General features: G+C 71.0%; 23 protein-coding genes. 4 read left to right on the top strand and 19 right to left on the bottom strand.

What is annotated here, in order from left to right; all coding sequences use genetic code 11:
- Positions 1-16 precede the first annotated feature (16 nt).
- The 9 genes from AB0I77_RS15020 to AB0I77_RS14980 all read right to left on the bottom strand — a co-directional run bounded on the left by AB0I77_RS15020 (position 17) and on the right by AB0I77_RS14980 (position 8707).
- The gene (locus AB0I77_RS15020) at positions 17-388 is read right to left on the bottom strand and encodes a VOC family protein (protein ID WP_266450613.1); all 372 of its coding nucleotides are present in this window, start codon (positions 386-388) and stop codon (positions 17-19) included.
- Positions 385-1155 (bottom strand): fumarylacetoacetate hydrolase family protein, encoded by a 771-nt coding sequence (locus AB0I77_RS15015; protein ID WP_363282962.1) that lies wholly within the window; start codon positions 1153-1155, stop codon positions 385-387. Before AB0I77_RS15015 ends, AB0I77_RS15020 begins: the two co-directional genes overlap by 4 nt.
- Positions 1152-2600, bottom strand: a complete 1449-nt coding sequence (locus tag AB0I77_RS15010; protein ID WP_363282961.1) for an NAD-dependent succinate-semialdehyde dehydrogenase — start codon at positions 2598-2600, stop codon at positions 1152-1154. The genes AB0I77_RS15015 and AB0I77_RS15010 overlap by 4 nt, the downstream gene beginning before the upstream one ends.
- A 56-nt stretch (positions 2601-2656) precedes the next feature.
- On the bottom strand, positions 2657-3574 hold the full coding sequence (locus AB0I77_RS15005; protein ID WP_363282960.1) for a VOC family protein: 918 nt from the start codon (positions 3572-3574) through the stop codon (positions 2657-2659).
- Positions 3575-3673: 99 nt separating this feature from the next.
- Positions 3674-4585 carry a LysR family transcriptional regulator gene (locus AB0I77_RS15000; protein WP_363282958.1) on the bottom strand — a complete coding sequence of 304 codons (912 nt, stop codon included), beginning with the start codon at positions 4583-4585 and terminating at the stop codon, positions 3674-3676.
- 12 nt (positions 4586-4597) lie between these two features.
- Positions 4598-5560 carry a substrate-binding domain-containing protein gene (locus AB0I77_RS14995; RefSeq protein ID WP_363282957.1) on the bottom strand — a complete coding sequence of 321 codons (963 nt, stop codon included), beginning with the start codon at positions 5558-5560 and terminating at the stop codon, positions 4598-4600.
- A gap of 62 nt (positions 5561-5622) precedes the next feature.
- Positions 5623-6642: an ABC transporter permease gene (locus AB0I77_RS14990; RefSeq protein WP_363282956.1), complete on the bottom strand. Its 1020-nt coding sequence runs from the start codon at positions 6640-6642 to the stop codon at positions 5623-5625.
- Positions 6639-8117 carry a sugar ABC transporter ATP-binding protein gene (locus AB0I77_RS14985; RefSeq protein ID WP_363282955.1) on the bottom strand — a complete coding sequence of 493 codons (1479 nt, stop codon included), beginning with the start codon at positions 8115-8117 and terminating at the stop codon, positions 6639-6641. Before AB0I77_RS14985 ends, AB0I77_RS14990 begins: the two co-directional genes overlap by 4 nt.
- 32 nt (positions 8118-8149) lie before the next feature.
- A complete protein-coding gene (locus AB0I77_RS14980; RefSeq protein ID WP_363282994.1) occupies positions 8150-8707 on the bottom strand; it encodes a carboxymuconolactone decarboxylase family protein in 558 nt (185 codons plus the stop codon).
- 244 nt (positions 8708-8951) lie between these two features.
- Between AB0I77_RS14980 and AB0I77_RS14975 the strand changes: the two genes are divergently transcribed.
- Complete coding sequence (locus AB0I77_RS14975) at positions 8952-9374, top strand: cupin domain-containing protein (RefSeq protein ID WP_363282954.1); 423 nt, start codon at positions 8952-8954, stop codon at positions 9372-9374.
- Positions 9375-9377: 3 nt separating this feature from the next.
- Here the strand turns inward: AB0I77_RS14975 and AB0I77_RS14970 are convergent, their stop codons facing one another.
- The 7 genes from AB0I77_RS14970 to AB0I77_RS14940 form a co-directional block, all read right to left on the bottom strand.
- Positions 9378-10643, bottom strand: coding sequence for an aromatic acid/H+ symport family MFS transporter (locus AB0I77_RS14970; RefSeq protein WP_363282993.1), 1266 nt, complete (start codon positions 10641-10643; stop codon positions 9378-9380).
- 21 nt (positions 10644-10664) lie between these two features.
- On the bottom strand, positions 10665-11615 hold the full coding sequence (locus tag AB0I77_RS14965; protein WP_363282953.1) for a catechol 2,3-dioxygenase: 951 nt from the start codon (positions 11613-11615) through the stop codon (positions 10665-10667).
- On the bottom strand, positions 11612-12700 hold the full coding sequence (locus AB0I77_RS14960; protein WP_363282952.1) for a 4-oxalomesaconate tautomerase: 1089 nt from the start codon (positions 12698-12700) through the stop codon (positions 11612-11614). The genes AB0I77_RS14965 and AB0I77_RS14960 overlap by 4 nt, the downstream gene beginning before the upstream one ends.
- 23 nt (positions 12701-12723) lie before the next feature.
- Positions 12724-13434 (bottom strand): 4-carboxy-4-hydroxy-2-oxoadipate aldolase/oxaloacetate decarboxylase, encoded by a 711-nt coding sequence (locus AB0I77_RS14955; protein WP_363282951.1) that lies wholly within the window; start codon positions 13432-13434, stop codon positions 12724-12726.
- A 149-nt stretch (positions 13435-13583) separates the two neighbouring features.
- The gene (locus tag AB0I77_RS14950; protein ID WP_363282949.1) at positions 13584-14234 is read right to left on the bottom strand and encodes a GntR family transcriptional regulator; all 651 of its coding nucleotides are present in this window, start codon (positions 14232-14234) and stop codon (positions 13584-13586) included.
- An 85-nt stretch (positions 14235-14319) separates the two neighbouring features.
- Positions 14320-15030, bottom strand: coding sequence for a response regulator transcription factor (locus AB0I77_RS14945; protein WP_363282948.1), 711 nt, complete (start codon positions 15028-15030; stop codon positions 14320-14322).
- A gap of 81 nt (positions 15031-15111) precedes the next feature.
- The gene (locus AB0I77_RS14940; RefSeq protein WP_363282947.1) at positions 15112-15615 is read right to left on the bottom strand and encodes a MarR family transcriptional regulator; all 504 of its coding nucleotides are present in this window, start codon (positions 15613-15615) and stop codon (positions 15112-15114) included.
- Positions 15616-15752: 137 nt separating this feature from the next.
- Between AB0I77_RS14940 and AB0I77_RS14935 the strand changes: the two genes are divergently transcribed.
- Positions 15753-16556 carry a zinc-binding dehydrogenase gene (locus tag AB0I77_RS14935; RefSeq protein WP_363282946.1) on the top strand — a complete coding sequence of 268 codons (804 nt, stop codon included), beginning with the start codon at positions 15753-15755 and terminating at the stop codon, positions 16554-16556.
- 34 nt (positions 16557-16590) lie between these two features.
- Entirely contained in the window at positions 16591-17841 is a 1251-nt protein-coding gene (locus AB0I77_RS14930) for a histidine kinase (protein ID WP_363282945.1), read from the top strand.
- 36 nt (positions 17842-17877) lie between these two features.
- Here AB0I77_RS14930 and AB0I77_RS14925 read toward each other — a convergent pair whose 3' ends face one another.
- Together AB0I77_RS14925 and AB0I77_RS14920 are read right to left on the bottom strand one after the other, a co-directional pair.
- The gene (locus AB0I77_RS14925; RefSeq protein ID WP_363282944.1) at positions 17878-18969 is read right to left on the bottom strand and encodes a maleylacetate reductase; all 1092 of its coding nucleotides are present in this window, start codon (positions 18967-18969) and stop codon (positions 17878-17880) included.
- 85 nt (positions 18970-19054) lie between these two features.
- The gene (locus AB0I77_RS14920; RefSeq protein ID WP_363282943.1) at positions 19055-20059 is read right to left on the bottom strand and encodes a LacI family DNA-binding transcriptional regulator; all 1005 of its coding nucleotides are present in this window, start codon (positions 20057-20059) and stop codon (positions 19055-19057) included.
- Between the two features lie 120 nt (positions 20060-20179).
- Here AB0I77_RS14920 and AB0I77_RS14915 point away from each other — a divergent pair, with 120 nt between their 5' ends.
- Positions 20180-21340, top strand: coding sequence for a Gfo/Idh/MocA family oxidoreductase (locus AB0I77_RS14915; RefSeq protein ID WP_363282942.1), 1161 nt, complete (start codon positions 20180-20182; stop codon positions 21338-21340).
- Here the strand turns inward: AB0I77_RS14915 and AB0I77_RS14910 are convergent.
- Entirely contained in the window at positions 21321-22352 is a 1032-nt protein-coding gene (locus AB0I77_RS14910) for a LacI family DNA-binding transcriptional regulator (protein WP_363282941.1), read from the bottom strand. The genes AB0I77_RS14915 and AB0I77_RS14910 overlap by 20 nt on opposite strands.
- Between the last annotated feature and the right edge of the window lie 77 nt (positions 22353-22429).

Raw genomic sequence — 22429 nt, 5'->3', positions numbered from 1 at the left:
TCCCGTACGTATTCGCTTAGTTCGGGCGCTTGCCGTGCCAGACCAGTTCGATCATGGTGTGGTCGGGGTCGTGGATGTAGCAGAACTTCGACTGGTTCTCGGGGCGCTGGATCGGGCGTGTGTGCCGGATGCCCAGCTCCCCCAGGTGCTCCAGGAAGTCGTCCCAGTCGTCGACCTCGACGGCGAAGTGGTAGGGCGCCATGCGCTCCATCTCCTCGACCGGGGTGAAGTGCAGGTCGAAGTTGCCGCGCGTCATCAGCACCACACGGGTGTTGGACTTGGGCATGATCCGCTTCATCCCGAAGACCTTGGTGTACCACTCGGCCGTCCGGTCGGGGTCGGTGGTCGGGAAGTTGACGTGGTGGATGTAGCGCGGTTCCTTGCTCATGCTCGATTCCCTTCGAGTCGTACGGGGTTGGACAGCACACCGATGCCGCTGATCTCGACGTCCACGGTGTCGCCCGGCTCCAGCTGGCAGGCGGACTCGGCGCCCATCCACAGCACGTCGCCGGGGTGCAGGGTGATGTGCCGGGTGATCTCGACGATGTGGTCGAAGGGGTCGAAGACCATGTCGCCGGTGGGGAACGACGCGCGGACCTCGCCGTTCACCCGGAGCGTGGTGGTCTGGGCGAGCGCGTCGACGTCCGTTTCGATCCACGGGCCCATGGGCTTGAACGTGTCGCTGTTCTTGCTGCGCCACAACGAGCGGTCCTGGTGCTGCCAGGTGCGGGCGCTGACGTCGTTGCCGATGGTCCAGCCGAAGACGGACGTGCGTGCCTCTTCGCGGGTGGCGTGCCTGAGGGCGCGGCCGATCACCGCGACGAGTTCCGGCTCGGCCTCGAACCGGCCTTCGACCTCCACCGGTTTGACGATGGGCGAACCGTGCCCGGTCAGGGCGTTGTTGGCCCGGTAGCCGACCTCGGGCCGGTCCGGAGTCGCGGCACCGGCGTGCTCGATGTGCCGCGGGTAGTTCATGCCGACGGCGTAGAAGACGAGCGGTACAACTGGCGGTAGCCATACGGCTGTTGCGCGCGGCACCGTGCCGATGACAGCGGGGGCGCTCTCCATCGGGGAGTCGGACAGCAGCTCGACGTCCTCCTCCCCCACGCGGCCCCACACCGCCCGGCCGCCGACCGAGACTCGCGCGAACCTCATGGCACCAGCAGGTGGGAGACGCGCTTGGTGACCAGGTAGGCGTCCAGTGCCTCGGGCCCGCCCTCCCGGCCGTACCCGCTGTCCTTGACCCCGCCGGACGGAGCCTCGTGGACCGAGCCGCCGCAGTGGTTGATCGACAGGATCCCGGCCGCCAGCTCGCCCGACAGCTTCTCGGCGGTCGCGGCGGACTGTGTGAAGCCGTAGGCGGCGAGGCCGTACGGCAGCCCGTTGGCCGTCGCGAGTGCCTCGTCCAGGTCCGTGAAGGGCACGATCGGCGCGAGCGGTCCGAACGGTTCCTCGTGCATCAGCTCCGCGTCCGCCGGTACGTCGGTCAGGACGGTCGGCGCGAAGAAGTACCCGGCGCGGTCCGGGCGTTCGCCGCCGACGAGCACCTTCGCGCCCCGGGCGACGGCGTCGGCGGTGAGGCGCTCCATCGCCTTGAGCCGGCGCTCGTTGGCCAGCGGGCCCATGGTGGTGCCGTCAGCCAGTCCGTCGCCGACGACGACCGCCTCGGCGGCCCTCACGAACTCCGCGGTGAACGCCTCGATCAGGCTCTCGTGGACCAGGAAACGGCTCGGCGAGGTGCACACCTGACCGGCGTTGGCGAACTTGGCCTGGGCGGCCTTGCGGGCGGCCCGCACGGGGTCGGCGTCCGCGCAGACGATCACCGGGGCGTGGCCGCCCAGCTCCATCAGCGAGGGCTTCATGACCTTGCCGGCCTCGGCGGCGAGGAGCTTGCCGACCGGGACCGAGCCGGTGAAGGCGATCAGGCGGGTGACCGGCGAGGCGATGAGGTGGGCGGAGACGTGGGCGGGCTCGCCGAAGACGAGGTTGAGGACACCGGCCGGCAGTCCCGCGTCCGCGAAGCAGGCGACGAGCGCGGCGGCGGTGGCGGGGGTCTCCTCCGAGGCCTTGATGACGATGGAGCAGCCGGCGGCCAGGGCCGAGGAGATCTTGCGCATCGGGCCGCCGGCGGGGAAGTTCCACGGGACGAAGGCGGCGACGGGACCGATCGGTTCGCGGCGTACGGTCAGCACGGTGCCGGGGGCGGACGGGATGATCCGGCCGTACGCGCGGCGGGCGTCGTCGGCGTGCCAGCGCAGGGTGTCGGCGACCCGGCGGGCCTCTCCGGTCGCCTCGGCGAGGGGCTTGCCCTGTTCCTGGGTCATGATCCGGCCGACGTCGGCGGCGCGTTCGGTGAGCAGGTCGGCGGCGGCGTGCAGGATCGCCGTGCGCTGGGCGATCGGTGTGTCGCGCCAGACCTTGAAGCCCTCGTCGGCGGCTTCCAGGGCGTGGTCGAGGTCGGCGGTCGTGGCCAGCGGTACCTCTCCGATCACCTCCTCGGTGGCCGGGTTCACGATCGGGGCGGTACGTCCGGTGCCGCCCTGGCACCACACGCCCGCGATGTACATGCGGACGGCGGGACAGCCGTGGTCGGTGGTCATGGGTGGGTGCCTCTCAGGCTGGCTCTCAGGCTGTTTCTCGGGCCGCGGGTGGTGGATCAGGAGGCGGAGGCGTCCTGGTCGCGGTTGGTGCGCAGCGCCCAGATGTGGTGCGGCGGGGTGGTCTCGTGGACGCGGGTCTCGTAGGAGTCGTCGACCCGGTCCATGTCGGCGGCGTACTCGACGCGGCCGCCGCACGGGGCGTGCAGGAAGCGGAAGACGTTGGAGCCGATGGTGTGGCGGCCGAGCTTGCGGGCCTCCCGCCAGCCCCGCTCGATCATGTGGTTGGCGCCCTCGATGACGTCGTCGAAGCCGGGGACCTCGTAGGCGATGTGGTTGATCCCGGCCCGGTCGGGGCGGTGGCACAGCAGCATGGTGTGCTGGTCGTCGTCGCCCGGGGCCTGCATGAAGACGCCCATCGGCTCGACCACGTCGGTGGGCCGGAAGCCGAGCCGTTCGGTGTAGAAGGCGACGGCCTCGTCCTTGCCCGGCTCGGGGATGTTGAGGGCCACGTGGCACATCCGCAGCGGGCGGGCCCGCTCGATCGCCTCCAGGGCGGTGTTCCAGCGTTTGACGTTGCCGAGCGCGTTGGCGGGCCGCGGGCTGACGGGCGCGGGCCTGGGCCGGGCGAGGGTCAGTCCGACGCCGAAGCCGGTCTCGTCGACGGTGTGGTGGACGCCGTCGGCGCTTTGGCGGACGGCACGGTCCTGGCCGGCCGCGGCGACCAGCCGCTGGAGCTCCTCTGGCGTGTCGACGCCCCAGACGACCTCGCGCAGGGTGGGTCCGTCCTCCACGGGCGGCGGCAGCAGCGGGCCCGGGTACGTGTCGAGCTGGAGGGTCTGGCCGGTGAGCGTCTCGAACACCGCGTGCTCGTCGGTCCGCTCCACCGGGAACAGCCCGAAGTCGTCGAAGAACCGCGCACATTCATCGAGGGCGTCGACGGCGTAGGTGACCGATTCGATTCTCTGGATTCCCATGCATTCCTCGTTTCCGGGTCGCCTCGTGAGCGTAGGTTTCGGGGCGCGAAAGCCTCAACGGCCCGAGCTCTACGAGGTGCGCAATCGTTTCTTGCGCGTTTACGGCCGGATCGCGGGGATGGGATTCTGGGAGAACCACTCGGCGAGGAAGTCCAGGAACACGCTGACCTTGCGCGGGGTGTCCTGCCCGGGGCCGTAGATCGCGTACAGGGGGCGGTCGGGCACGGCCAGGTCGGGCAGCAGGACCTGGAGGGCGCCGGAGACGAGGTCGTCGTAGACCGGACGCTGTGGGAGCAGGGCGATGCCCCGCCCGTGGACGGCCGCCTTCTGCAACGCGATGTAGGAGTTCGACGAGAAGGCGATGTTGCGGATCTTGTGCAGGGTGCTCGCGTGTCCGTGACCGATGCGCCAGACCGGGTCGTTCACGTGCACGAGGCAGTCGTGGGTGGCGAGGTCGTTCGGGTGGGCGAGGGCGCCGTGCCGGTCGATGTACGCCTTCGACGCGCACAGCACGAAGGGCAGCGTGGAAATCTTCTTCAGCCGGACACTGGAGTCGCGCAGGTCACGGGTGTGGAAGGCGACGTCGAACCCGCTGTCCAGGAAGTCGTAGGTCCGGTCGGACATGCCGCCGAGTTCGAACCGGACCTGAATTTTCGGATGCGCGGCGGAAAACGTGGCGATGGCGTCCCCGAGGTCCAGGCTGCCTATCCACTTGGGACAGATGATGCTCAGCGTTCCTTCGGCGCGGTCGTGCAGGTGGGCTATCCCGGCGTCCTCGGCCTCGATTTCGTCAAGGATGCGTGCGGCGAATTCGGCGTAGCGCAGTCCGGGTTCGGTCAGGCTCACGGAACGGGCCGTGCGATTGACCAGGCGGACGCCCACCTGTCGTTCCAGTTCGGCGACGTGCCGTGACACCAGCGAGCCGGAAGAGCCCAGCTTCTTGGCGGCTCCGCTGAAACTGCCGACCTGCGCGACGGTGACGAAGCTGTGCATGAGGAGCAAGCGATCCATGTGCGGGGCCTCTTACTTGGGGCAGTACTGGGGTGCGTCAGCCACGTTGTCCTTGGTGACCAAGACAAGAGGAATGTTGGCAATCTTGTCAACCTTCTTGTCTTCGTCCAGCAGGCCGATCGTGTTCTTCACCGCCGTCTGCCCGATGGTCATCGCCGAGTTCGCCACCGTGGCGGACAGCTGCCCGCTCTTGACGGCCGCCAGCCCGTCCTCGGTGCCGTTGGCCGTGACGATCTTCACGTCCTTGGCGCCGGCCGCGTCGAAGGCCTTGCGGACGGCGAAGGCCATCTCCTCGTTGGCGACGAAGGCGTAGTCCAGGTCGGGCTGGGCCTGGATCATGTTCTCGGCGACGTCCTGCGCCTTGGCCGGGTTGAACATGCCGGGCTGGTTCGCCACGACCTTCGCGTTCGCGGGCAGGGCGTCCTTGAAGCCGCCCACCATCAGGTCGGAGGCGGCGCCGGGGGCGCCCGCGACGATGCCCACCTTCACGTCCTTGCCGGCGGCGTCCTTCTCGATCCAGCCGGCGTCCAGCGCGCCCAGCTTCTTGAGGTCGACGACGGCGGCGCCCAGGACGCTCGACATGTCGTCGGTGGCGACGGACGTCAGGTAGACCGGGATGCCCGCGCTCTTGGCCTTGGCTATGTCGCCTTCCAGGGCGTCGACGTTGACGGTCTGGACGATCAGCGCGTCCACACTCCGGGCGATCATGTCCTCGATGTTGGACAGCTCGGTCCCGGCGTCCTGCTTGGAGTTGGCCGAGTAGACCGTGGCGCCCTCCGCCTTGGCCGTCTGCTCCACGGACTTGAGCAGACAGGTGTGGAAGTGGGTGTTGGCGCCGTTGACGAATCCCAGAGTGACCGAGCCGTCGGCGGCGCCCGCCCCCTCGTTCTCCGTGCCGCATCCGGAGAGCACCAGTGCGGCGGTGCCGATCAGCGAGGTCGCGGCGATGCGGCGCGAACGCGCGGTGGGCTTCATGGGGTTGGCCTTTCCTGCGTCGTTGAAGAGAAGGTGCGGGCGGGGGTGTGGTCCGTACGGCGCTAGCGGCCCGGCTCGGACTTGCGCTGGAACTCGTTGACGATCGCCGCGACGAGCAGCACCCCGCCGGTCACGACGAACTGGTAGTAGCTGTTGACCTGGAGCAGGTTGAGCGCGTTGGCGACGACGCCGAGCAGCACCACACCCAGGACGGTGCCTACGACGGTGCCGCGGCCGCCGGCCAGTGAGGTGCCGCCGATGACCACCGCGGCGACGGCGGTCAACTGGAGTTGCAGACCACCGGTGTTGGGGGCGGCGGCGCCGAGCCGGGACAGCAGCATGAGGCCCGCCAGCCCGGCGAGGCCGCCGGCGAGGGCGTACAGGGCGAGTTTGCGGCCGGAGACGTCGATGCCGCTGAGGCGGGCCACGTGCTCGTTGCCGCCCATCGCGAAGGCGTCCCGGCCGAAGGTGGTGAACCGCATGGCCAGGCCGATCACCGCGAGCACCGCGATCGCGACGACGCACAGGTAGGGAATGCCGAGCACCTTGTCGTTGCCGAGGGCCCACATCCGCTGGCCGATGGTGATGGACTCGCCGTCGAGGACGAGCAGGGCGACACCGTCCAGGAGCATCGCGGAGGCGAGGGTGGCGACGAAGGGGGCCACCCGGGTGTAGGTCACGACCAGGCCGTTGACCAGGCCGATCAGGGTGGCCAGCAGCAGGGTGAGGACCACCGTCACGGCGGTGGAGCGGCCGTCGTGCAGCAGTTGCGCGGCCACCGAGACGGTGACGGCCGCGTTGCTCCCCATGGAGAAGTCCATACCGCCGGAGGTCATCAGCAGGGTCAGCCCGGCCGCGATGACGGCGGTCACGCTGATCTGCCGGAACACGTTGAGCAGGTTCTGCGAGCTGGTGAAGGAGTCCGCCTGGAGGGCGGTGAACACGGCCACCAGGACGAGGACCACGACCAGACCGCCGTGCGGGACCCGCAGCAGGGCCTGGGGCGTCAGCCGGGACGCCGCGCGCTCCGGCGGCGGGCCGCCCGCGACGTCCGGGGACGCGGAGGGGGTCTTGAGGCTCACTGCGGCTGACCTCCGAGTGCGGTGGCGACGAGCTCGTCGCGGGTGATGGCGGTGATGTCGGCTTCGGCGACCGTGCGGCCGGCGCTGACCACGACGACCCGGTCGGCGAGGCGCATGACCTCCTCGGCGGAGGAGGAGGCGAGCAGCACGGCCACACCGCGCGAGGCCAAGTCGTCGATCAGGGTGTGGATATCGGCCATGGCGGCGACGTCGACACCGTTCGTGGGGTCCTCCAGGAAGCAGGCGACCGGATCGGTCTCCAGCCACTTGCCCAGCAGGACCTTCTGCTGGTTGCCGCCGGACAGCGCACCCACCGGCGGGTTGCCGCTGAGGACGACCACGCCGTAGCCGCTGCGCAACGGCGCGGCGCGGCGGGCGAGTTCGGCGCGGCGGTGCAGCTTGCGGCGGGCGAAGCGGTCGCCGGCCAGCATCAGGTTCTCGTCCAGGGACAGGCCCTGGACCAGGCCCAGGGTGCGGCGGTCGCCCGTGACGCAGCGCAGACCGCTGGCGAGGGAGGCCGCCACACGGCCGAAGGGCACGCTCCTGCCGTCGACCCGCAGTTCGCCGCCGTCCGGGCGCCGCCGTCCCGAGAGCAGGTCGAACAACCGCGACTGGGCGTCGCCGGCGGGGCCGAGGACGGCGACGATCTCGCCCTTGCGCACCTCGACGGTGAAGTCCTGGATGGCCCGGCCGTGGCTGAGTCCGCGTATGGAAAGACCGCTGTCGTCCTTGGGGGCGGGGCGCTCGGGCCGCCGCGAGACGACGTCCCGGCCGACCATGCTGCGCACCAGCGAGTCGGGGTCCATCTCCGTGGCCGGGGCGGTGGTCACCACTGCTCCGTCGCGCAGGACGGTCAGGCGGTCCGCGACGGCCATGACCTCGTCGATGTAGTGCGAGATGTAGACGACGGCGACACCGTCGTCCCTCAACTTCCGCACCAGGGAGCGGATCCGGTTCGCGTCCTTGGCGCTCAGACAGGCGGTCGGCTCGTCGAGGATCAGGATCCGGCCGCCGCGGCGGACCTCCCGGGCGACCTCGACCATGGTCTGCTCGGCGACCGTGAGAGTCCCAGCGACGCGCTCCCCGTCGATGTCGATGCCAAGGCCGGACAGCGCCTCGCGCGCCCCTTCCCTGACCGCCTTCCAGCGCACGGTACGGCCCCGGGTGGGCAGGTCGCCGAGCATGACGTTCTCGGCGACGGTCAGCCCCATGGCCAGTTCGCGGCGCTGCGGCACGCAGGCGATGCCGAGCTTGCGGGCCTTGCGCACGGTCAGTCCCGACTGCGCCTGCCCGCCGACCTCGATGGTGCCGCCGTCGGCCTGGTGCACCCCGGAGATGATGTGCACCAGAGTCGACTTGCCGGCGCCGTTCATGCCCATCAGCGCGTGGATCTCGCCGGGATACAGGTCGAGATCGACGCCCTTGAGCGCGGCGGCGCCGCCGAAGCCCTTGGTGACGCCTCGGACGCGGAGCACGGCCCCGGACGTCGCAGTGGCGTGCCCGGGGCTCATGGCTGTGGCCCGTCGCTGTCGACCCGCCCGTAGCCGCGGATGTCCGGGAACGGGGGCTCCTTGTCGGCCTGGAGGTCCACCTGGAAGGTGTTCAGGCACATGCCGAGCATGGTGAAGTTGCCGAGCGCGCCGATGGTGTCGACCAGGCCCTTGGAGCCGAAGTGCTCCAGGGCGCGGGCGAAGGTCTCGTCGGTGACGAAGTGCTCCTCCAGCACCTCCCGGCAGAACTGGTAGAAGGCCTGGTCCGCCTCGGTGTCGAAGACCGCCTCGCGCTTCTCGGCGACGGCCTTGACGACGGCCTCCGGGATGCCGGCCTCGATCGCCTGGTGCACATGCGCGTTCCAGGAGTACTGCGCGTCCCAGTTCCGGGCGGCCATCAGCAGCGTGAGTTCGCGCAGGTGCTCGGGAAGGCCGCAATCGAAACGGGCGAAGGCGCCGAGGGACTCGGCGCGTTCACACATCTCCGGGCTGTGCAGCCAGACCCGGAACGGGCCGCGGACGGCTCCGCGGCGCCCGGCGATGCGGGCGGCCAGCTCCTGCTGCCGCGGATCCATTTCCTCTTCGCTGAGAACGGGGAGCCTCATCCGGCCGATACCTGCCTTTTCTTTCCGGTTCTTTCCGGCGCGTTTCCGGCACGGAATCCGAAAGCCGTCCGGTGCGAGCCGACGGTACCGCCGGGCCGGAGAAGCTCACCCCTCCCGGAGCGCAAGGTAAAACTGCACGCCGGAGGGCACCCATTCACGGGCGCACGACCTAACGTCTTTCGACGCAGTATTCCGAAATGGAGAGGAACTCCGGATGACCACGATCATCAAGGTCGCGTCGGTGCCCCTGCTGGACCGCGGCGGGGCCGTCGTGACGACACCGCTGATCACCACGCCGTCGGCCGGCGGGGAGAACAAGATCACCAGCGGGATGAGCGTGTACCCGGTCGGCTCCGGGGCGCCGTTGCACTCGCACAACTGCGACGAGCACGTGACGATCCTCGAGGGCGAGGCGGAGGTGTGGGTCGACGGCGAGGTGACGAAGCTGGAGCAGTTCGACACGACCTACGTTCCGTCGCCCGTTCCCCACCTCTTCCGCAATATCGGCGACCGCCCGCTGCGCATTCTGTGGGTGTACTCCTCGGGCCACGTGACCCGGACGTTCACCGAGACCGGCAGGACGGTGGAACACCTTTCCGCCGAGGACCAGATGGGCGGACGGGACTCCGCTCGGTAAGAGTCAGTGCGCGCCGATCAACTCCGGCTCGGCGCCGCTCTTCGGCGTCTGCCTGGCGCCGCGCAGGGCAGCGACGCCGATGAAGACCATGGACGACACTCCGGCGAGCGCGAACGCGGTGAAGCCCCAGTCCCCGTGGTCGGCGGCCAGCAACTGCCCGCCCAGCCACGGGCCGAAGACGGCACCGAAACGGCCCATGCCGGAGGTCCAGCCGACGGCGGTGGCGCGGTTGTCCGGGGTGGAGCGGATCGACACCGTCGCGTAGATCATCGTCTGGGCGCTGTTGAGGAACACACCGGTGAGGAAGACGACCGTGAAGGTCAGCGCCAGCGGCATGTGGACGCTGAGCAGGAAGACGCCGGCCGCGGTCAGCGCGAACCAGATCGCCGAGATGCGCGGGGCGCCGAAGACGTCGGAGGCTCGGCCGGCCGCCAGCATGCCCACGATGCCGCCGAGGTTGAAGAGGACCACGAAGGTCAGGGCGGAACCGAGTTCGTAGCCCTCGCCGCGCATCAGGGTGGGCAGCCAGGTGGCGACGCCGTAGACCAGGAGCAGACCGCCGAAGGAGGCCAGCCAGTACAGCAGGGTCTGGATCCACTCGCCGCCGCGGAACAGGTTGACCAGGTTGGTCCAGCGGTCGGCGGGGTCCTTCCTGCCGGACGCGGCGGGGAGTTCCACGTCGTGGCGGCGGGCCAGTTCGGCCGCCTCGTCTCCGCGCCCCTTGGCGAGCAGGAAACTCAGCGACTCGGGCAGGGACTTGGCCAGCACCGGGACGAAGAGCAGCGGGACCACGCAGACCCCGAAGGCGGCACGCCAGCCGAGGGGCTCCACGAGCCACAGGGCCACATAGGCGGAGAGGATGCCGCCGGCGTGGTGGGCGGTCATCAGCAGGCCGATGGTGAGGGCCGCACGGCCGCGCGGGGCGTAGTCGCAGACCATGCTGATCGCGGTGGGCAGCAGCCCGCCGAGGCCGACGCCGGCGAGGGTCCGGCCGAGGCCGAAGACCGCCACGCTGCCGGAGATGGCGCACAGGCCGGAGGCCAGCGAGAAGAGCGTGACGCAGGCGACCATCAGCTTCTTGCGGCCGATCCGGTCGGCGACCGTGCCCGCGGCCAGGGCGCCGACGAGCATGCCGAAGGTGGCGTAGCTGCCGAGGTCTCCGGCCTGGTCCGCGGTGATCCCGAGGGCCTTCTGTTCCAGCATGTGCGGCAGCACCGAGCCGTAGACGAACATGTCGAGGCCGTCGAAGAGCACCGCCAGCCAGCACAGGTCCCTGTCCGTCGCCTGCCCTCAGGCGACCGGCGGCGTCCCGTGGGTGTGGAAGGACTCGATGGTCTTCAGCCCCCAGGCCTGGCCCTTGGCACGCTCCGCCTCGGTCCAGGTGATCAGCGGCCAGTCGGGCGCCAGCACCAGGCGGGTGAGCGGGTTGCACAGCTCGATGCGGTTGCCGCCCGGCTCGTAGACATAGAGGAAGAACGTCTGCTGGATGGCGTGCTTGTGCGGGCCCGTCTCGATGAACACGCCGTTGTCGATGGCGAGATCGGCGGCGCGCAGGACGTCCTCGCGGGTGTCCGTCGCGAACGCGATGTGGTGCAGTCGGCCGGTGGAGCCGGTCCAGTCCGAGGTGTAGACGACGTCGTACGACTTGTTGGTGAACGTCAGCCAGCGTGCCGCGATCTTCCCCGTGTCGAGCCGGATCTGCTCCGTGGGCCGGGCGCCCAGCACGTGTCGCTGGAACTCGGCGTTGGCGAGCACGTCGGCGGCGAGGAAGTTGACGTGGTCCAGACGCCGTACGCCCACGCCCCGGTTGGGCTTGGCCTGCGGCTGGTTCTTCAGCGCGGGCCTGAACTCCTCGGGGGCCCGGTAGTGCTCGCTCTCCCAGTACAGGGCGTGCTCGTGGCCGTCCGGGTCGGTGGTGAGGTACAGCTTGCCGAGGCCGGGTTCGTCCTCGGCCCAGCGGCCGGTGCCGCCCGCTGCCTCGACCGCTTCGATACGGCGCTGGAGGGCCTCCTCGCTGGAGGTGCGCAGGGCGAGCCGGCCGAGGCCGGGCTGCGCGCGGGCGGTGAGCACCAGGCTGTGGTGCTCGTAGTCGTCGAAGGTCCGCAGGTAGACCGTGTCGCCGTCCTGCCCGTTGACGGTCAGGCCCAGGTAGTCGGTGAAGAAGGCGACGCTGGCGTCCAGGTCCGGGGTGAACAGCTGGGCGTGGCCGATGTGGGCGATGTCGCCGAGCGGCGGGGTCATCGCTGACCTCCTTGGGTGTGCGGGGGAATCGGTGCCGTCTCGGCGGACCTCGGGAAGACGGTGCCGTCGAAGATCTTGCGGGCCGTGCGGACCACGGCGGTACGGCGGGCGGAGGGCAGGCCCTCGGGGGTGGCCGCGAGGCTGCTTTCGATGTCCAGGAACCCCGAGGAGTGTTCCACGCGGACGCGGTCGCTGTCGCTGTCGGCGTCGAGTGCGGCGAGGTCCGCGCCCACGCTGCCGTCGATCCGCAGACCGGCGGCCACACTGGCCGCGCCCAGCACCCCGATCGAGGTGTGGCAGCGCACCGGGATGAAGGTGCGGGTGGTGACCGAGCCGCCGGCCCGGGGCGGGGCGAGCAGCGAGAGCTTGGGCACGGTGGCGTCCGAGACGTCGCCGAGGCCCATCAGACGGCCCGCCTCCAGGCGGATCGTCCGGAGCCGGTCGGCCAGCGCGAGGTCCCCCTCCAGGTCCTCGGGCGCCTCGTAGCCGGTGACCTTCAGGGAGGAGGCGGCGATCAGGGCGGTCGGCATGCCGTTGTCCACGCAGGTCACCGGTACGCCGTCGATCACGTCCCGGACGTTGCCGGTGGGCAGCAGCGGGCTGTCGCCCGGCGGGAACTCGATCACCACGGCCGCGGCCGTCCCCGGCACGCCCGAGATCTCGGCGTCCCCGGTGTAGCGCACCCGGCGGCCGGGGGTCGGGAAGGTCGCCGTGGCGTAGTCGCCGGTGTTGACCATGCGGATGCGGACGGAGGTCTCCTCCTCCCCCGCCGGTACGAGTCCGCGTTCGACGGCGAACGGGCCGATGCCGGCGAGGATGTTCCCGCAGTTCTGACGGTCGCTCACTTCGGGCTTGCCGACGGCGACTTGGAGGAAGAGGTAGTCGACGTCGGCGCGCGGGTCGGCGGAGGGTGAGACCACGGCCACCTTGCTGGTGAGCGGGTGCGCGCCGCCCAGGCCGTCGATCTGCCGCTCGTCGGGGCTGCCCATGACGCGCAGCAACAGCGCGTCGCGCGGGGCCCGTTCGGCGGGCAGGTGCTCGGCCAGGAAGTAGGCGCCCTTGGAGGTGCCGCCGCGCATGAGCATGCAGCGCACCTCCGCGGGCCCGGTCAGGACTGCTCTCCGTCGCTCATATAGGCGTCGTACGACGTGTACGTCACGCCCAGCTGTACGAGCTTCTCCCGCAGCCCGTACCGGTCCAGGCCGAGCCGGCCCTCGATGAAGGCGGCGCGGGCACCGGCCTCCTTGGTCTCGCGGGCCTCGGACGCCTCGGCCGCCTCGCGGGCGCGCTCGCGGGGTACGACCACCACGCCGTCGTCGTCGGCGACGATCACGTCGCCCGGGCGGATCACCTGGCCGTCGATGGCGACCGGCACGTTGACCGAGCCGCCGGTGGCCTTGACGGTGCCCTGCGCGGAGACCGCGCGCGACCAGGCCGCGAAGCCCATCTCCCGCAGCTCCTGCGTGTCGCGGATACCCGCGTTGATCACGAGACCGCGCACCCCGCGCCGGTGCAGCGCGGTGGCGAACAGCTCGCCGAACATGCCGTCGGTGGACGGGGAGGTGGTGGTGACGACCAGGATGTCGCCCTCGCCGCACTGCTCCACGGCGGCGTGGATCATGAGGTTGTCGCCGGGCCAGCTGAGCACCGTGACCGCGGTGCCCACGACCCGTACGCCCTGCTGGATCGGGCGGATCTCCGGCCCGAGCAGCCCGGTGCGGCCCATGGCCTCGCTGACGGTGGCCACGCCGAACCGTGCGAGGGCGTCGACGTCCTTCGCCTCGGCCTTCGGCGGGTTGGTGACGATGACGCCGCTCATGCCGGCTCCATCGCGATCTTGACGAGTGCCGATGGTGAGGGGGGTCCCCCCGCGCGAGCGCTGTCGAGCGGGTGGGAGGCGGGCACGCCTGGATGGCTCATTGCTCAGATCTCCTTGGAGTGGACAGGTGTGCGCCCGCCTCGCGCGGCTCAGCCGCGCAGTGCCTCGATCACGCCGGCGAGGTGGGCGCGGACGGCCGCCTCGGCCGCCTGCGGGTCCCTGGCCCTGATCGCCTCGATCATCGCCAGATGCTCATTCAGGGACTGCTGCGGACGCCCCGGCCTCAAGGCCAACTGGAAGCGGTGGCGCACCAGTTGGGCGTTGAGCCGCTCGAGGAGCTCCAGGGCCGTCCGCTGGCCGGAGAACACCCGGATCCTGGTGTGCAGTTCGTGGTTGAGGTCGGAGTAGGTCATCGGCTCGCCGTCGGCGACGGCCTTGGTCATCGCCGTGCCCAGGTCCGTCAGTTCGGCGAGCTGCTCGTCGCTGGCCGCCACGGCCGCCTTCGCCGCGCACAGCCCTTCGAGGACCATGCGGCACTCCGTGATGGCGACCGCTTCCTCCACGGTCACCACGCGCACCCGCGAGCCGCGGTTGCGGATCCGCTCGACGAGTCCCTGGGACTCCAGATCGATCAGTGCCGCGCGGATGCTCGCCCGCGTCACACCGAACTGCTCGGCGAGTTCGTTCTCCACCAGCCGCTGCGCCGGTGCCATGTCGCCGTGCAGGATCGCCTGCCGCAGCTGCGCGAGCGCATGCTGCTTGGCCTGCTCCCCGGTGCTCGGACGGGCTTCTTTCGGCATGTGCCCTCCCTGAGTGAGTGCCTGTCGAACGTAAATCTAGCCAAACAAGATTGTCAACAATTTTGTCCGCTGTGACTAACGGTGATCAGCGAGCGGTACGGCCGAGCCAGTAGCCGAAACCCCTGCGCGTATGGATCAGCGCGGGCTCCTCCTGGTCCACCTTGCGCCGCAGCCGGGAGACGAGTTTCTCGATGGCCTGGTCGGCCCGGTACTCGCCCCAGACGTCCCGGCGGATCTGCTCCTTCGACAGCACACGCTCGGAGTTGGCCAGCAGGTGCCGCAGGAGCCGGTACTCGGCGGGGGTCAGGTCGAGCGGGCGCGGCCCGCGCCGGGCCCGGCAGGTGGTGTCGTCCAGGACCAGGTCGCCGTAGCGGGGCATCCGCGAGGCCGGCCCCGGATTCCGGTCCCGCAGGAGGACCTGGATCCGGGCCAGGACCTCGGCGATCCGGACGGGCTTGGTGACATAGTCGTCCCGCCCCGGGCCGAGTTCGGGCACGAGGCGGGGCAGGGAGTCGCAGCCGGCCAGGAAGAGCACCGGCGGGCGGTCCTCGGGTGCCATACGCCGGCCTCGGGCGAGGTGACCCAGGTCCGGCAGCCCGACGTCCCAGACCACCAGATCGAACCGGTCCCGCGCGAGGCGTGCCGTCCCCTCGGCACGGGTACCGGCCGTGCCGATCCGGTAGCCGGCCAACTCCAGGGTGGTGGCGAGCAGTTCGGTGTCACGGGGGTCGTCGACGACGACCAGGAGGTGCTGCCCGTTCCCGCGGGGAGACTTCGCACCGGGATGGCCGTACATGGCAAGACCGTTCGTGTGGGGGGACGCTTCACGGGCGGGCGCCTGGTTCCGGCGCGGCCGGGAGGCGGCTCAGGAGGCGGCTCAGGAGGCAGGCGGGACGTCGAGGCTGTCCTCGGCGTGGGCGATGAAGTCGGCGAGCAACTGGCGGAAGAGCGCGGCCAGTTGCTGGATGTCCTCGTCGGACCAGTCGGCCAGCGCCATCTCCATGCCCCGGTGGCTCACCTCCCGTATGCGCTCGACGGCCGCCACGCCGAGGTCCGTGAGCTGGATGCGCTGGGCCCGCCGGTCGTCCGGGTCGGCGATCCGGACCACATACCCTCCCTGCTCCAGCTGCCGCAGCTGCCGGGTGACATGGGAGGCCTCCACGGACATCCGGACCGCCAGCACCCCCGGGCGCATCGGCTCGCTCTCGGCGATGTGCCGCAGGATGGTCACGGCGGCCCGGTCCAGCGTCAGTCCGGCCGTCGCCATGAGGCGCTCGTGCTGCCGGGCCCGGCCGGCCAGGTAGGCGATACGGGTGAGGACGCGCTCGATCTCGACCACGTTCGCGGAGACGGGCGCTGCTGCGGGCGACTGTGCGGGCATGTGATCACCTTAAAGTAGTTGCCTAACTTAAGCAATATGGAGTTGGTTGCTTGACTTAAGTAACATACCCATGCTTGCCTAAGTCAAGCAAGACGACCCGGCGGCAACAGACACGCACCTCCCGAAAGAGAGACCTCATGCCCACGATGAAGTCCCGCGGCACGGACACCTTCTTCCTGCATATGGGCGGCATGCCGACCGATGCCAACGGCTCGATGCGCGCCATCCCACTGGGCCACGAACCCGCCGGCGAGGTCGTCGAGGTGGGCAAGAGCGTCGCGGTCTTCCCCGACGACGTCCCCTTCGCCGTCGCCGCGCTGAACGAGCCGATGGCGGTCGCCCGGCACTGCGTCAACCGCTCCGAGGCGAAGCCCGCCGACAAGGTGGTCGTGTTCGGCGCCGGGCCCATCGGCCTGGGCGCCACCATCTGGCTGAAGCTGCGCGGAGTCGAGCACGTGGTCGTCGCCGACGTCATCCCCTCGCGTCTGGAGATTGCGCTGGCCGTGGGCGCCGACGCCGTGATCGACTCCGCCACCGAGGACGTCACCGCCCGCCTCACCGAGCTGCACGGCCAGGGCTCCAACGCGCTCGGCCGGCCCCGCGCCGGCACCGACATCTACATCGACGCCGCCGGGGCCCCCGCCGTCTTCCAGGCCGCCGTCGACTCCGCGAAGTGGAAGGCCAAGCTCATCATGGTCGCCGTACAGAAGAAGGGGTCGGACATCGATCTCGGCGGCATGCTCCGCAGCGAGCTCACCCTCATCGCCTCCCAGGGCTACCCCACCGAGATCTTCGAGGTCACCCCCGAACTCGCCGAACACAAGGACCGCTTCGCCAAGCTGATCAGCCACCGGGTCCCCTTCGCCGAGGTCGACAAGGCCGTCGAGCTCGCGCTGACCCCCTCAGCCGCCGAGAAGGTCGTCGTCACCTTCGACGAGTGACGCAGCACCCCGGCCGGACGGAACCCTCCACGCCATGACCGACACCCCGCAACACCCCGCGGACCTCCGCCCCCGTGCCGTCGACGCAGGACTCGCCGCCGCGCTCTTCGCCTGCTCGTTGCCCGGCAGCATGGTCACCCTCCCGGGGCGGGACCAGGGCATTCCGTGGTGGCCCGGCGTCCTGCTCACCGGTATCGCGTGCGCCGCCCTGCTGTGGCGCCGCGGCCACCCTCGCGCCACCGTGGTGGCGACCACCCTCTGCGCGACGGCCGTGTCGGCGCTCGGCTACATCCTCACGGTCCTGCTGCTGGGGCCGCTCATGGTCGCCCTCCACTCGCTGGCCCTGCGCACCAACCGGAGGACCGCGAACACCCTCACCTGTGGCGGGATCGTCCTCCTGGTCGGCGCCTCCCTGCTCGCCGGACCCGGCGAGGAACCGCTGGTCCTCAAGCTGATCGGGCCGGCCGCCTGGCTGCTGCTGCCCACCTCCCTCGGCACCGTGGCCCGACTGCGCGGCGCCTACCTGGAGGCCGTACAGGCCCGCGCCGAGCACGCCGAACGCACCCGCGAGGAAGAGGCACGGCGCCGCGTCGCCGAGGAACGCATCCGCATCGCCCGCGACCTGCACGACGTCGTCGCCCACCACCTCGTCCTGGCCCACCTCCAGGCCGGCACCCTCGCCCGCCGCCTGACCGCCCGGCCCGACGAAGCCGAGAAGATCGCCGCCGACCTGTCCGGGACCACCTCCTCCGCACTGCGCGAACTCAAAGCAACGGTCGGGCTGTTGCGACACCACACGGACAACACGAACGGCACGACCGGCGCGACCGGCTCAGCCGTTACAACTGACGGGACCGACAAGCCCCTGGAGCCCACGCCCGGCCTCGCCCAGCTCCCCGACCTCGCCGCCTCCTTCCAGCACGCCGGGCTCACGGTCACCCTCACCACCGAGGGCGAACCACGCCCCATCTCCGCCGGCACCGCCCTCACCGCGTACCGGATCGTGCAGGAGGCGCTGACCAACGTCACCAAGCACGCCGTCACCGCCTCGGCCGAGGTGCTGCTCGCCTACACCCATGACCGGCTGGCCGTCACGATCACCAACAGCAGCGCCACGCGATCGGCCGACTCCCCCGTCCCGAGCGGTGGTTATGGTCTCATCGGGATGCGGGAACGGGCCCACTCGGCGGACGGCCGCATCCGCATGGGCCACCGCCCGCAGGGCGGCTTCGAGGTCGTCGCCGAGTTGCCCTTGCAGCCGTATCGCCTGGAAGAACCGGCATGACCCACCCACCACAACGACAAAGAAACGGCCCGTGCTTCACGGCACGGCCCGTTCCGGCGGTCCGCCCTCGTAGGCCGCCCGCAGCAAGGTGAGCACGCCGTCCACCGTGACCGGGCGGGGGTTGGCGAACGCCTCGCCCGCGGTCCGGGCCGCGGCCTGTGCCAAGTCCGGCTCGGACAGGCCGAGTTCGGCGAGTGAGCGAGGTGCGCCGAGCCGGCCGGCCAGCTCCCACAGGGCCCGTGGGGAGTCGTCCGTGTCCAGGGCGCGAGCCACGGCGGCGGTCGCTTCCGGGGCGGCGGGCGCGTTGTAGGCCAGGGCGTGCGGCAGTACCACGGTGTGTGTCTCGGCGTGCGGCAGGCCGAAGCCTCCGCCGAGGACGTGGCACAGCTCGTGGTGCAGGCCCATGGTGGTGGCGCCCAGGCAGGAGCCGCACAGCCAGGCTCCGTACAGGGCGCGTCCGCGCGCCTCCAGCGAGTCGGGTTCGTCGGCCACCTCGGGCAGCGCCCGCGCCATCGCCCGGACGCCCTCCTCGGCCATCAGTGCGATCAGCGGCGAGGTGTCGGGGGCGTACAGCGCCTCGACGGCGTGCGCGAGCGCGTTGATGCCGCTGGTAACGGAGAGGGGGACCGGGAGGGAGAGGGTGAGTTCGGGGTCGTAGACGACACTGCGTGGCAGGACGGCGGCGTCGCGGCCGGTGCGTTTGACGCCGTGCTCGGTCAGGCCCCAGACGGGGGTCACCTCCGAACCGGAGTAGGTGGTGGGCACGGCGATCAACGGCAGGCCGGTGCGCAGGGCGATCGCCTTGCCGAGGCCGATGGCCGAGCCGCCGCCCACCGCGACGGATCCGTCGGCGCCGGCCGCGCGGGCCACCGCGACGGCCCGGTCGGCGGCCTCCACGGGGACATGCATCCGGGCTCCGGCGTGCAGACCCGCGCACGCCGGTCCCAGCGCGTCCGCGACCGCCCGTGCGATGTCCGCGCCCCGGCTGCCGCAGACCACCAACAGCCGCCGCAGACGGAGCCGTTCGGCCTCACCGGCGATCGCGGTGACCGAGGCGCCGGGCCGGAGGACGACGCGCGTCGGCCGGGCCTCGTACGAGAAATCGAGGAAGTTCTTCGCGTCGGTCATGACCGCTCCCCTACGAAGTTGACTATCGGTCGCAACGCTGCTCATGGCGGCCCCTTCCCCGGTACGCGGATCACCGCGGACACGATCAGTCCGCGAGCGGTGGTGCCGTCGTGCCCCGTACCTCCAGTGTCGGCGAGGCGAGACGCACCCGCCCCTCTCCCCCGCCGCCCTCCAGCCGGTCCAGGAGGCAGCGGGCCGCGCGGCGGCCGACCTCGTGGCCGGCGTTGTCGACGGTGGTGAGCCACAGATGGCGCAGCCGGGAGATGCTCGTGTTGTCGTAGCCGGTCACGGACAGGTCGTGCGGGACGCGCAGGCCCAGTTCCTCGGCTGCCGACAGGACGCCGACGGCGGCGATGTCGTTGACGGCGGCCACGGCGGTGGGCCGCTCCGGTCGGCTCAGCAGCCGGACGGCGGCCCGGAAGCCACCCTCCTCCGTCATGTCGCCGACCTCGACGAGCGCGTGGTCCGCGAGACCGTGGGCGCGCGTCACCGCCTCGAAGCTGCGCCTGCGCAGCTCGCCGACGGCGCCGTAACCCGCGAGATGGGCGATGCGGCGGTGGCCGAGGCCGATGAGGTGCTCGGTGACCAGCCCGGCCCCCTTCTCGTCGTCGCCCGCGACGACGTCCACGCCGGACGGGACCGGCTCGCGGGCGCCCGCGACCACGACGGGTATGCGTGCGGCGACCGCACCGAGTGCGGCCGGGTCGGGCAGGGTGCCGACCACGACCAGGCCGTCGGCCTGGAGGTCCAGGAAGGGGCGGGCGAGGTCCTGGCCGGTGCGGCGGTTGAGGCGGGCGTCGCCCAGCAGCATGTGCAGGCCGTGGTCGTGCAGGAGTGAGTTGAGGCCGTCGAGCAGGTCCACGAACCAGGGGTTGCGGAGGTCGTTCAGGAGGACGCCTACCGTGCGGGTGCGTTGCTCGCTCAGGCTGCGGGCGGCGGCGTTCGGCCGGTAGCCGAGTTCGCGTACGGCCTTCAGCACGGCCTCACGCTTCTCCGGACGGACCTGGTCGGAGCCGCGCAGCACCAGCGAGACCAGCGACTTGGAGACGCCGGCCCGCTCGGCCACGTCCCGGATGGTCGGCTGTCTCATGGCATGGACCGTTCCACGGGTCATGGACCTTGTCAAAGGGGCTTGAAAGAGGTTGACACCTGGCCATGATGCCGCTCAGGGTGGGCTGGTCAGTAGATGGACCGGTCCAAAGAGGGGCTCATGGTGGATGCGCTCGGTGTCGCCGTCGTCGGTTTCGGCTGGATGGGGCGGGTGCACACCCAGGCGTACGCCCGTGTCCCGCACCACTATCCGCAGCTTCCGCTGCGTCCGGAGCTCGTGACCGTCGCCGAGGAGGTGCCCGGCCGGGCCGAGGAGGCCGCCGCACAGTTCGGGTTCGCCTCGACGGCCCGTGACTGGCGTGAGGTGGCCGCCGATCCGCGGATCCGGGCGGTCAGCATCACCGCGCCGAACTTCCTGCACCGCGAGATCGGCGTCGCCATGGCCGAGGCGGGCAAGCACATCTGGATCGAGAAGCCGGTCGGTCTGACGGTGGCGGACGCCCGGGCGGTGGCCGACGCGGTCGCCGCGGCGGGTGTGCAGGGCGCGGTCGGCTTCAACTACCGCAACGCGCCCGCCGTCGAGGCGGCCCGCGCACTGATCGCCGCCGGGGAGATCGGCTCGGTCACGCATGTCCGCGTGCGCCTGTTCAGCGACTACGCGGCGCATCCCGAGGGGGCGTTGACCTGGCGGTACGAGCGTGAGCGCGGCGGCAGCGGAGTGCTGGGCGACCTGGCCTCGCACGGCGCGGACCTGGCCCGGTACCTGCTCGGCGACATCGTCTCGCTCACCGCCGACACGGCGGTCTTCGTGCCGGAGCGGGCGCGTCCCACGGGCGCCACGGCGGGACACTCCCGGTCCGCCGGCGGCGAACTGGGCCCGGTCGAGAACGAGGACTATGTCAGCTGCCTGCTGCGCTTCGCCTCCGGCGCCCGCGGTGTCCTGGAGGCCTGCCGGGTTTCGGTGGGCGAGCAGAACAACTACGGCTTCGAGGTGCACGGCACCAAGGGCGCGGTGTTCTGGGACTTCCGCCGGATGAACGAGCTCGGTGTCAGCCGCGGCACGACCTACCAGGACCAGCCCGTCAGCACGGTCTACGTCGGACCGGGCGACGGCGAGTTCGGCGCCTTCCAGCCGGGCGCCGCCAACGCCATGGGCTACGACGACCTCAAGGTCGTCGAGGCGTACCGCTTCCTCCGCTCGATCGCCGAGGGCACACCGCACGGGGCCACGCTCGCGGACGCCGTGCGCAGTGCCGCCGTACTGGACGCGATGGCGCGGTCGGCCGAGAGCGGCGCGTGGGTCAGGCCGGAAGTGGCGTAGGCATGTTGTAGGGCGTGACCACCTGGATCGCCGACGGCAGGGTGGGGCCCGCGGGCGGCAGGGCACCGTGGGCGCGCATGACGATGTGGCAGGCCTCCCGCATGTCCTGGCGCAGGTCGTGGTGGAGCACGGCGGAGAGGCGGTGCTCGCGCAGCAGGCGGGTGTTGTCGTGGTCGAGGTCGTGCGCGACGAACACCGCGCACTCGCGGCCGAGGTCCTCGAAGGCCCGCAGGGTGGCGATGTTGCCGCCGCCGATCGAGTAGACGGCCCGGATGTCCGGGTCGCGTTCCAGCGCGGCGCGGACGAGGTCGTACTGGGTGGCGTCCAGGCCCTGGCCCTCGGCGATCTCGACCAGCGTGCGGTCCGGGTGCCGGGTGCGCATCGCGCCGCGGAAGCCCATCTCCCGTTCCTCCTCGTTGCGGAAGAAGCCGCTGCTGAGGCTGGTGAGCACATTGCCGGGGCGCTCGCCGAGCCACTGGCCCATCAGGTAGGCGGCCGTCGCTCCGGCCGCCCGGTTGTCGATGCCGACGTAGGCGAGCCGGGCGGTGGAGGGCAGGTCGGTCACCAGGGTCACCACCGGGATGCCCGCCTCCGCGAGGCGGGCGACGGCCGCCGTGATCCCGGGGACGTCCGGGGCCTTGAGGACCACGCCCTGCGAGCCGCGCCGGGCGATCCGGTCCAGCGTCCTGGTCAGTTCCTCCACCGGACCGGTCTCGCGGAAGTGGAAGCGCGAGCGCACGACCGCCGGGTGCAGGGACGGCAGCTCGGTCTCCAGGGCGGCCCGTACGGCGGTGGAGAACCGCTCCGGTGCCTGCATCACGATGTCGATCATGAAGGTGCGGCCGACGAGCCGGACCTGGGTGCGCTGCCGGTCCAGGTCGGCCATCGCCTGGCGGACCTCGCGGGCGGTGCTCTCGCGCACCCCGCCCCGGCCGTTGAGCACCCGGTCGACGGTGGCCTCGCTCAGGCCCGCCTGACGTGCGATCTCCCGGATGGGGAAGGGGTGGCCCACGCCGGACTCCTTGAGGGGTTTTTGATGGCTCGCTGCCGGTTGTTCGAGGGGTTTGTAATGACAAGAATGACAGAGCC

It is taken from the genome of Streptomyces sp. NPDC050619 (genome assembly GCF_040654815.1).
Lineage (GTDB): Bacteria > Actinomycetota > Actinomycetes > Streptomycetales > Streptomycetaceae > Streptomyces.
Note: the sequence above shows the minus strand (reverse complement) of the source record. Positions and strands in the feature narration are given on the sequence as shown.

Bases quoted from the DNA above. Each gene is read 5' to 3' on its own strand.
- AB0I77_RS14995 (WP_363282957.1), bottom strand. From the start codon at position 5,560: ATGAAGCCCACCGCGCGTTCGCGCCGCATCGCCGCGACCTCGCTGATC.
- AB0I77_RS14955 (WP_363282951.1), bottom strand. From the start codon at position 13,434: ATGAGCGGCGTCATCGTCACCAACCCGCCGAAGGCCGAGGCGAAGGAC.
- AB0I77_RS15010 (WP_363282961.1), bottom strand. From the start codon at position 2,600: ATGACCACCGACCACGGCTGTCCCGCCGTCCGCATGTACATCGCGGGC.
- AB0I77_RS14975 (WP_363282954.1), top strand. From the start codon at position 8,952: ATGACCACGATCATCAAGGTCGCGTCGGTGCCCCTGCTGGACCGCGGC.
- AB0I77_RS14915 (WP_363282942.1), top strand. From the start codon at position 20,180: ATGGTGGATGCGCTCGGTGTCGCCGTCGTCGGTTTCGGCTGGATGGGG.
- AB0I77_RS14950 (WP_363282949.1), bottom strand. From the start codon at position 14,234: ATGCCGAAAGAAGCCCGTCCGAGCACCGGGGAGCAGGCCAAGCAGCAT.
- AB0I77_RS15020 (WP_266450613.1), bottom strand. From the start codon at position 388: ATGAGCAAGGAACCGCGCTACATCCACCACGTCAACTTCCCGACCACC.
- AB0I77_RS14935 (WP_363282946.1), top strand. From the start codon at position 15,753: ATGCCCACGATGAAGTCCCGCGGCACGGACACCTTCTTCCTGCATATG.
- AB0I77_RS15005 (WP_363282960.1), bottom strand. From the start codon at position 3,574: ATGGGAATCCAGAGAATCGAATCGGTCACCTACGCCGTCGACGCCCTC.
- AB0I77_RS15015 (WP_363282962.1), bottom strand. From the start codon at position 1,155: ATGAGGTTCGCGCGAGTCTCGGTCGGCGGCCGGGCGGTGTGGGGCCGC.
- AB0I77_RS14960 (WP_363282952.1), bottom strand. From the start codon at position 12,700: ATGCTCATGCGCGGCGGCACCTCCAAGGGCGCCTACTTCCTGGCCGAG.
- AB0I77_RS14925 (WP_363282944.1), bottom strand. From the start codon at position 18,969: ATGACCGACGCGAAGAACTTCCTCGATTTCTCGTACGAGGCCCGGCCG.
- AB0I77_RS15000 (WP_363282958.1), bottom strand. From the start codon at position 4,585: ATGGATCGCTTGCTCCTCATGCACAGCTTCGTCACCGTCGCGCAGGTC.
- AB0I77_RS14930 (WP_363282945.1), top strand. From the start codon at position 16,591: ATGACCGACACCCCGCAACACCCCGCGGACCTCCGCCCCCGTGCCGTC.
- AB0I77_RS14965 (WP_363282953.1), bottom strand. From the start codon at position 11,615: ATGACCCCGCCGCTCGGCGACATCGCCCACATCGGCCACGCCCAGCTG.
- AB0I77_RS14940 (WP_363282947.1), bottom strand. From the start codon at position 15,615: ATGCCCGCACAGTCGCCCGCAGCAGCGCCCGTCTCCGCGAACGTGGTC.
- AB0I77_RS14920 (WP_363282943.1), bottom strand. From the start codon at position 20,059: ATGAGACAGCCGACCATCCGGGACGTGGCCGAGCGGGCCGGCGTCTCC.
- AB0I77_RS14945 (WP_363282948.1), bottom strand. From the start codon at position 15,030: ATGTACGGCCATCCCGGTGCGAAGTCTCCCCGCGGGAACGGGCAGCAC.
- AB0I77_RS14980 (WP_363282994.1), bottom strand. From the start codon at position 8,707: ATGGATCCGCGGCAGCAGGAGCTGGCCGCCCGCATCGCCGGGCGCCGC.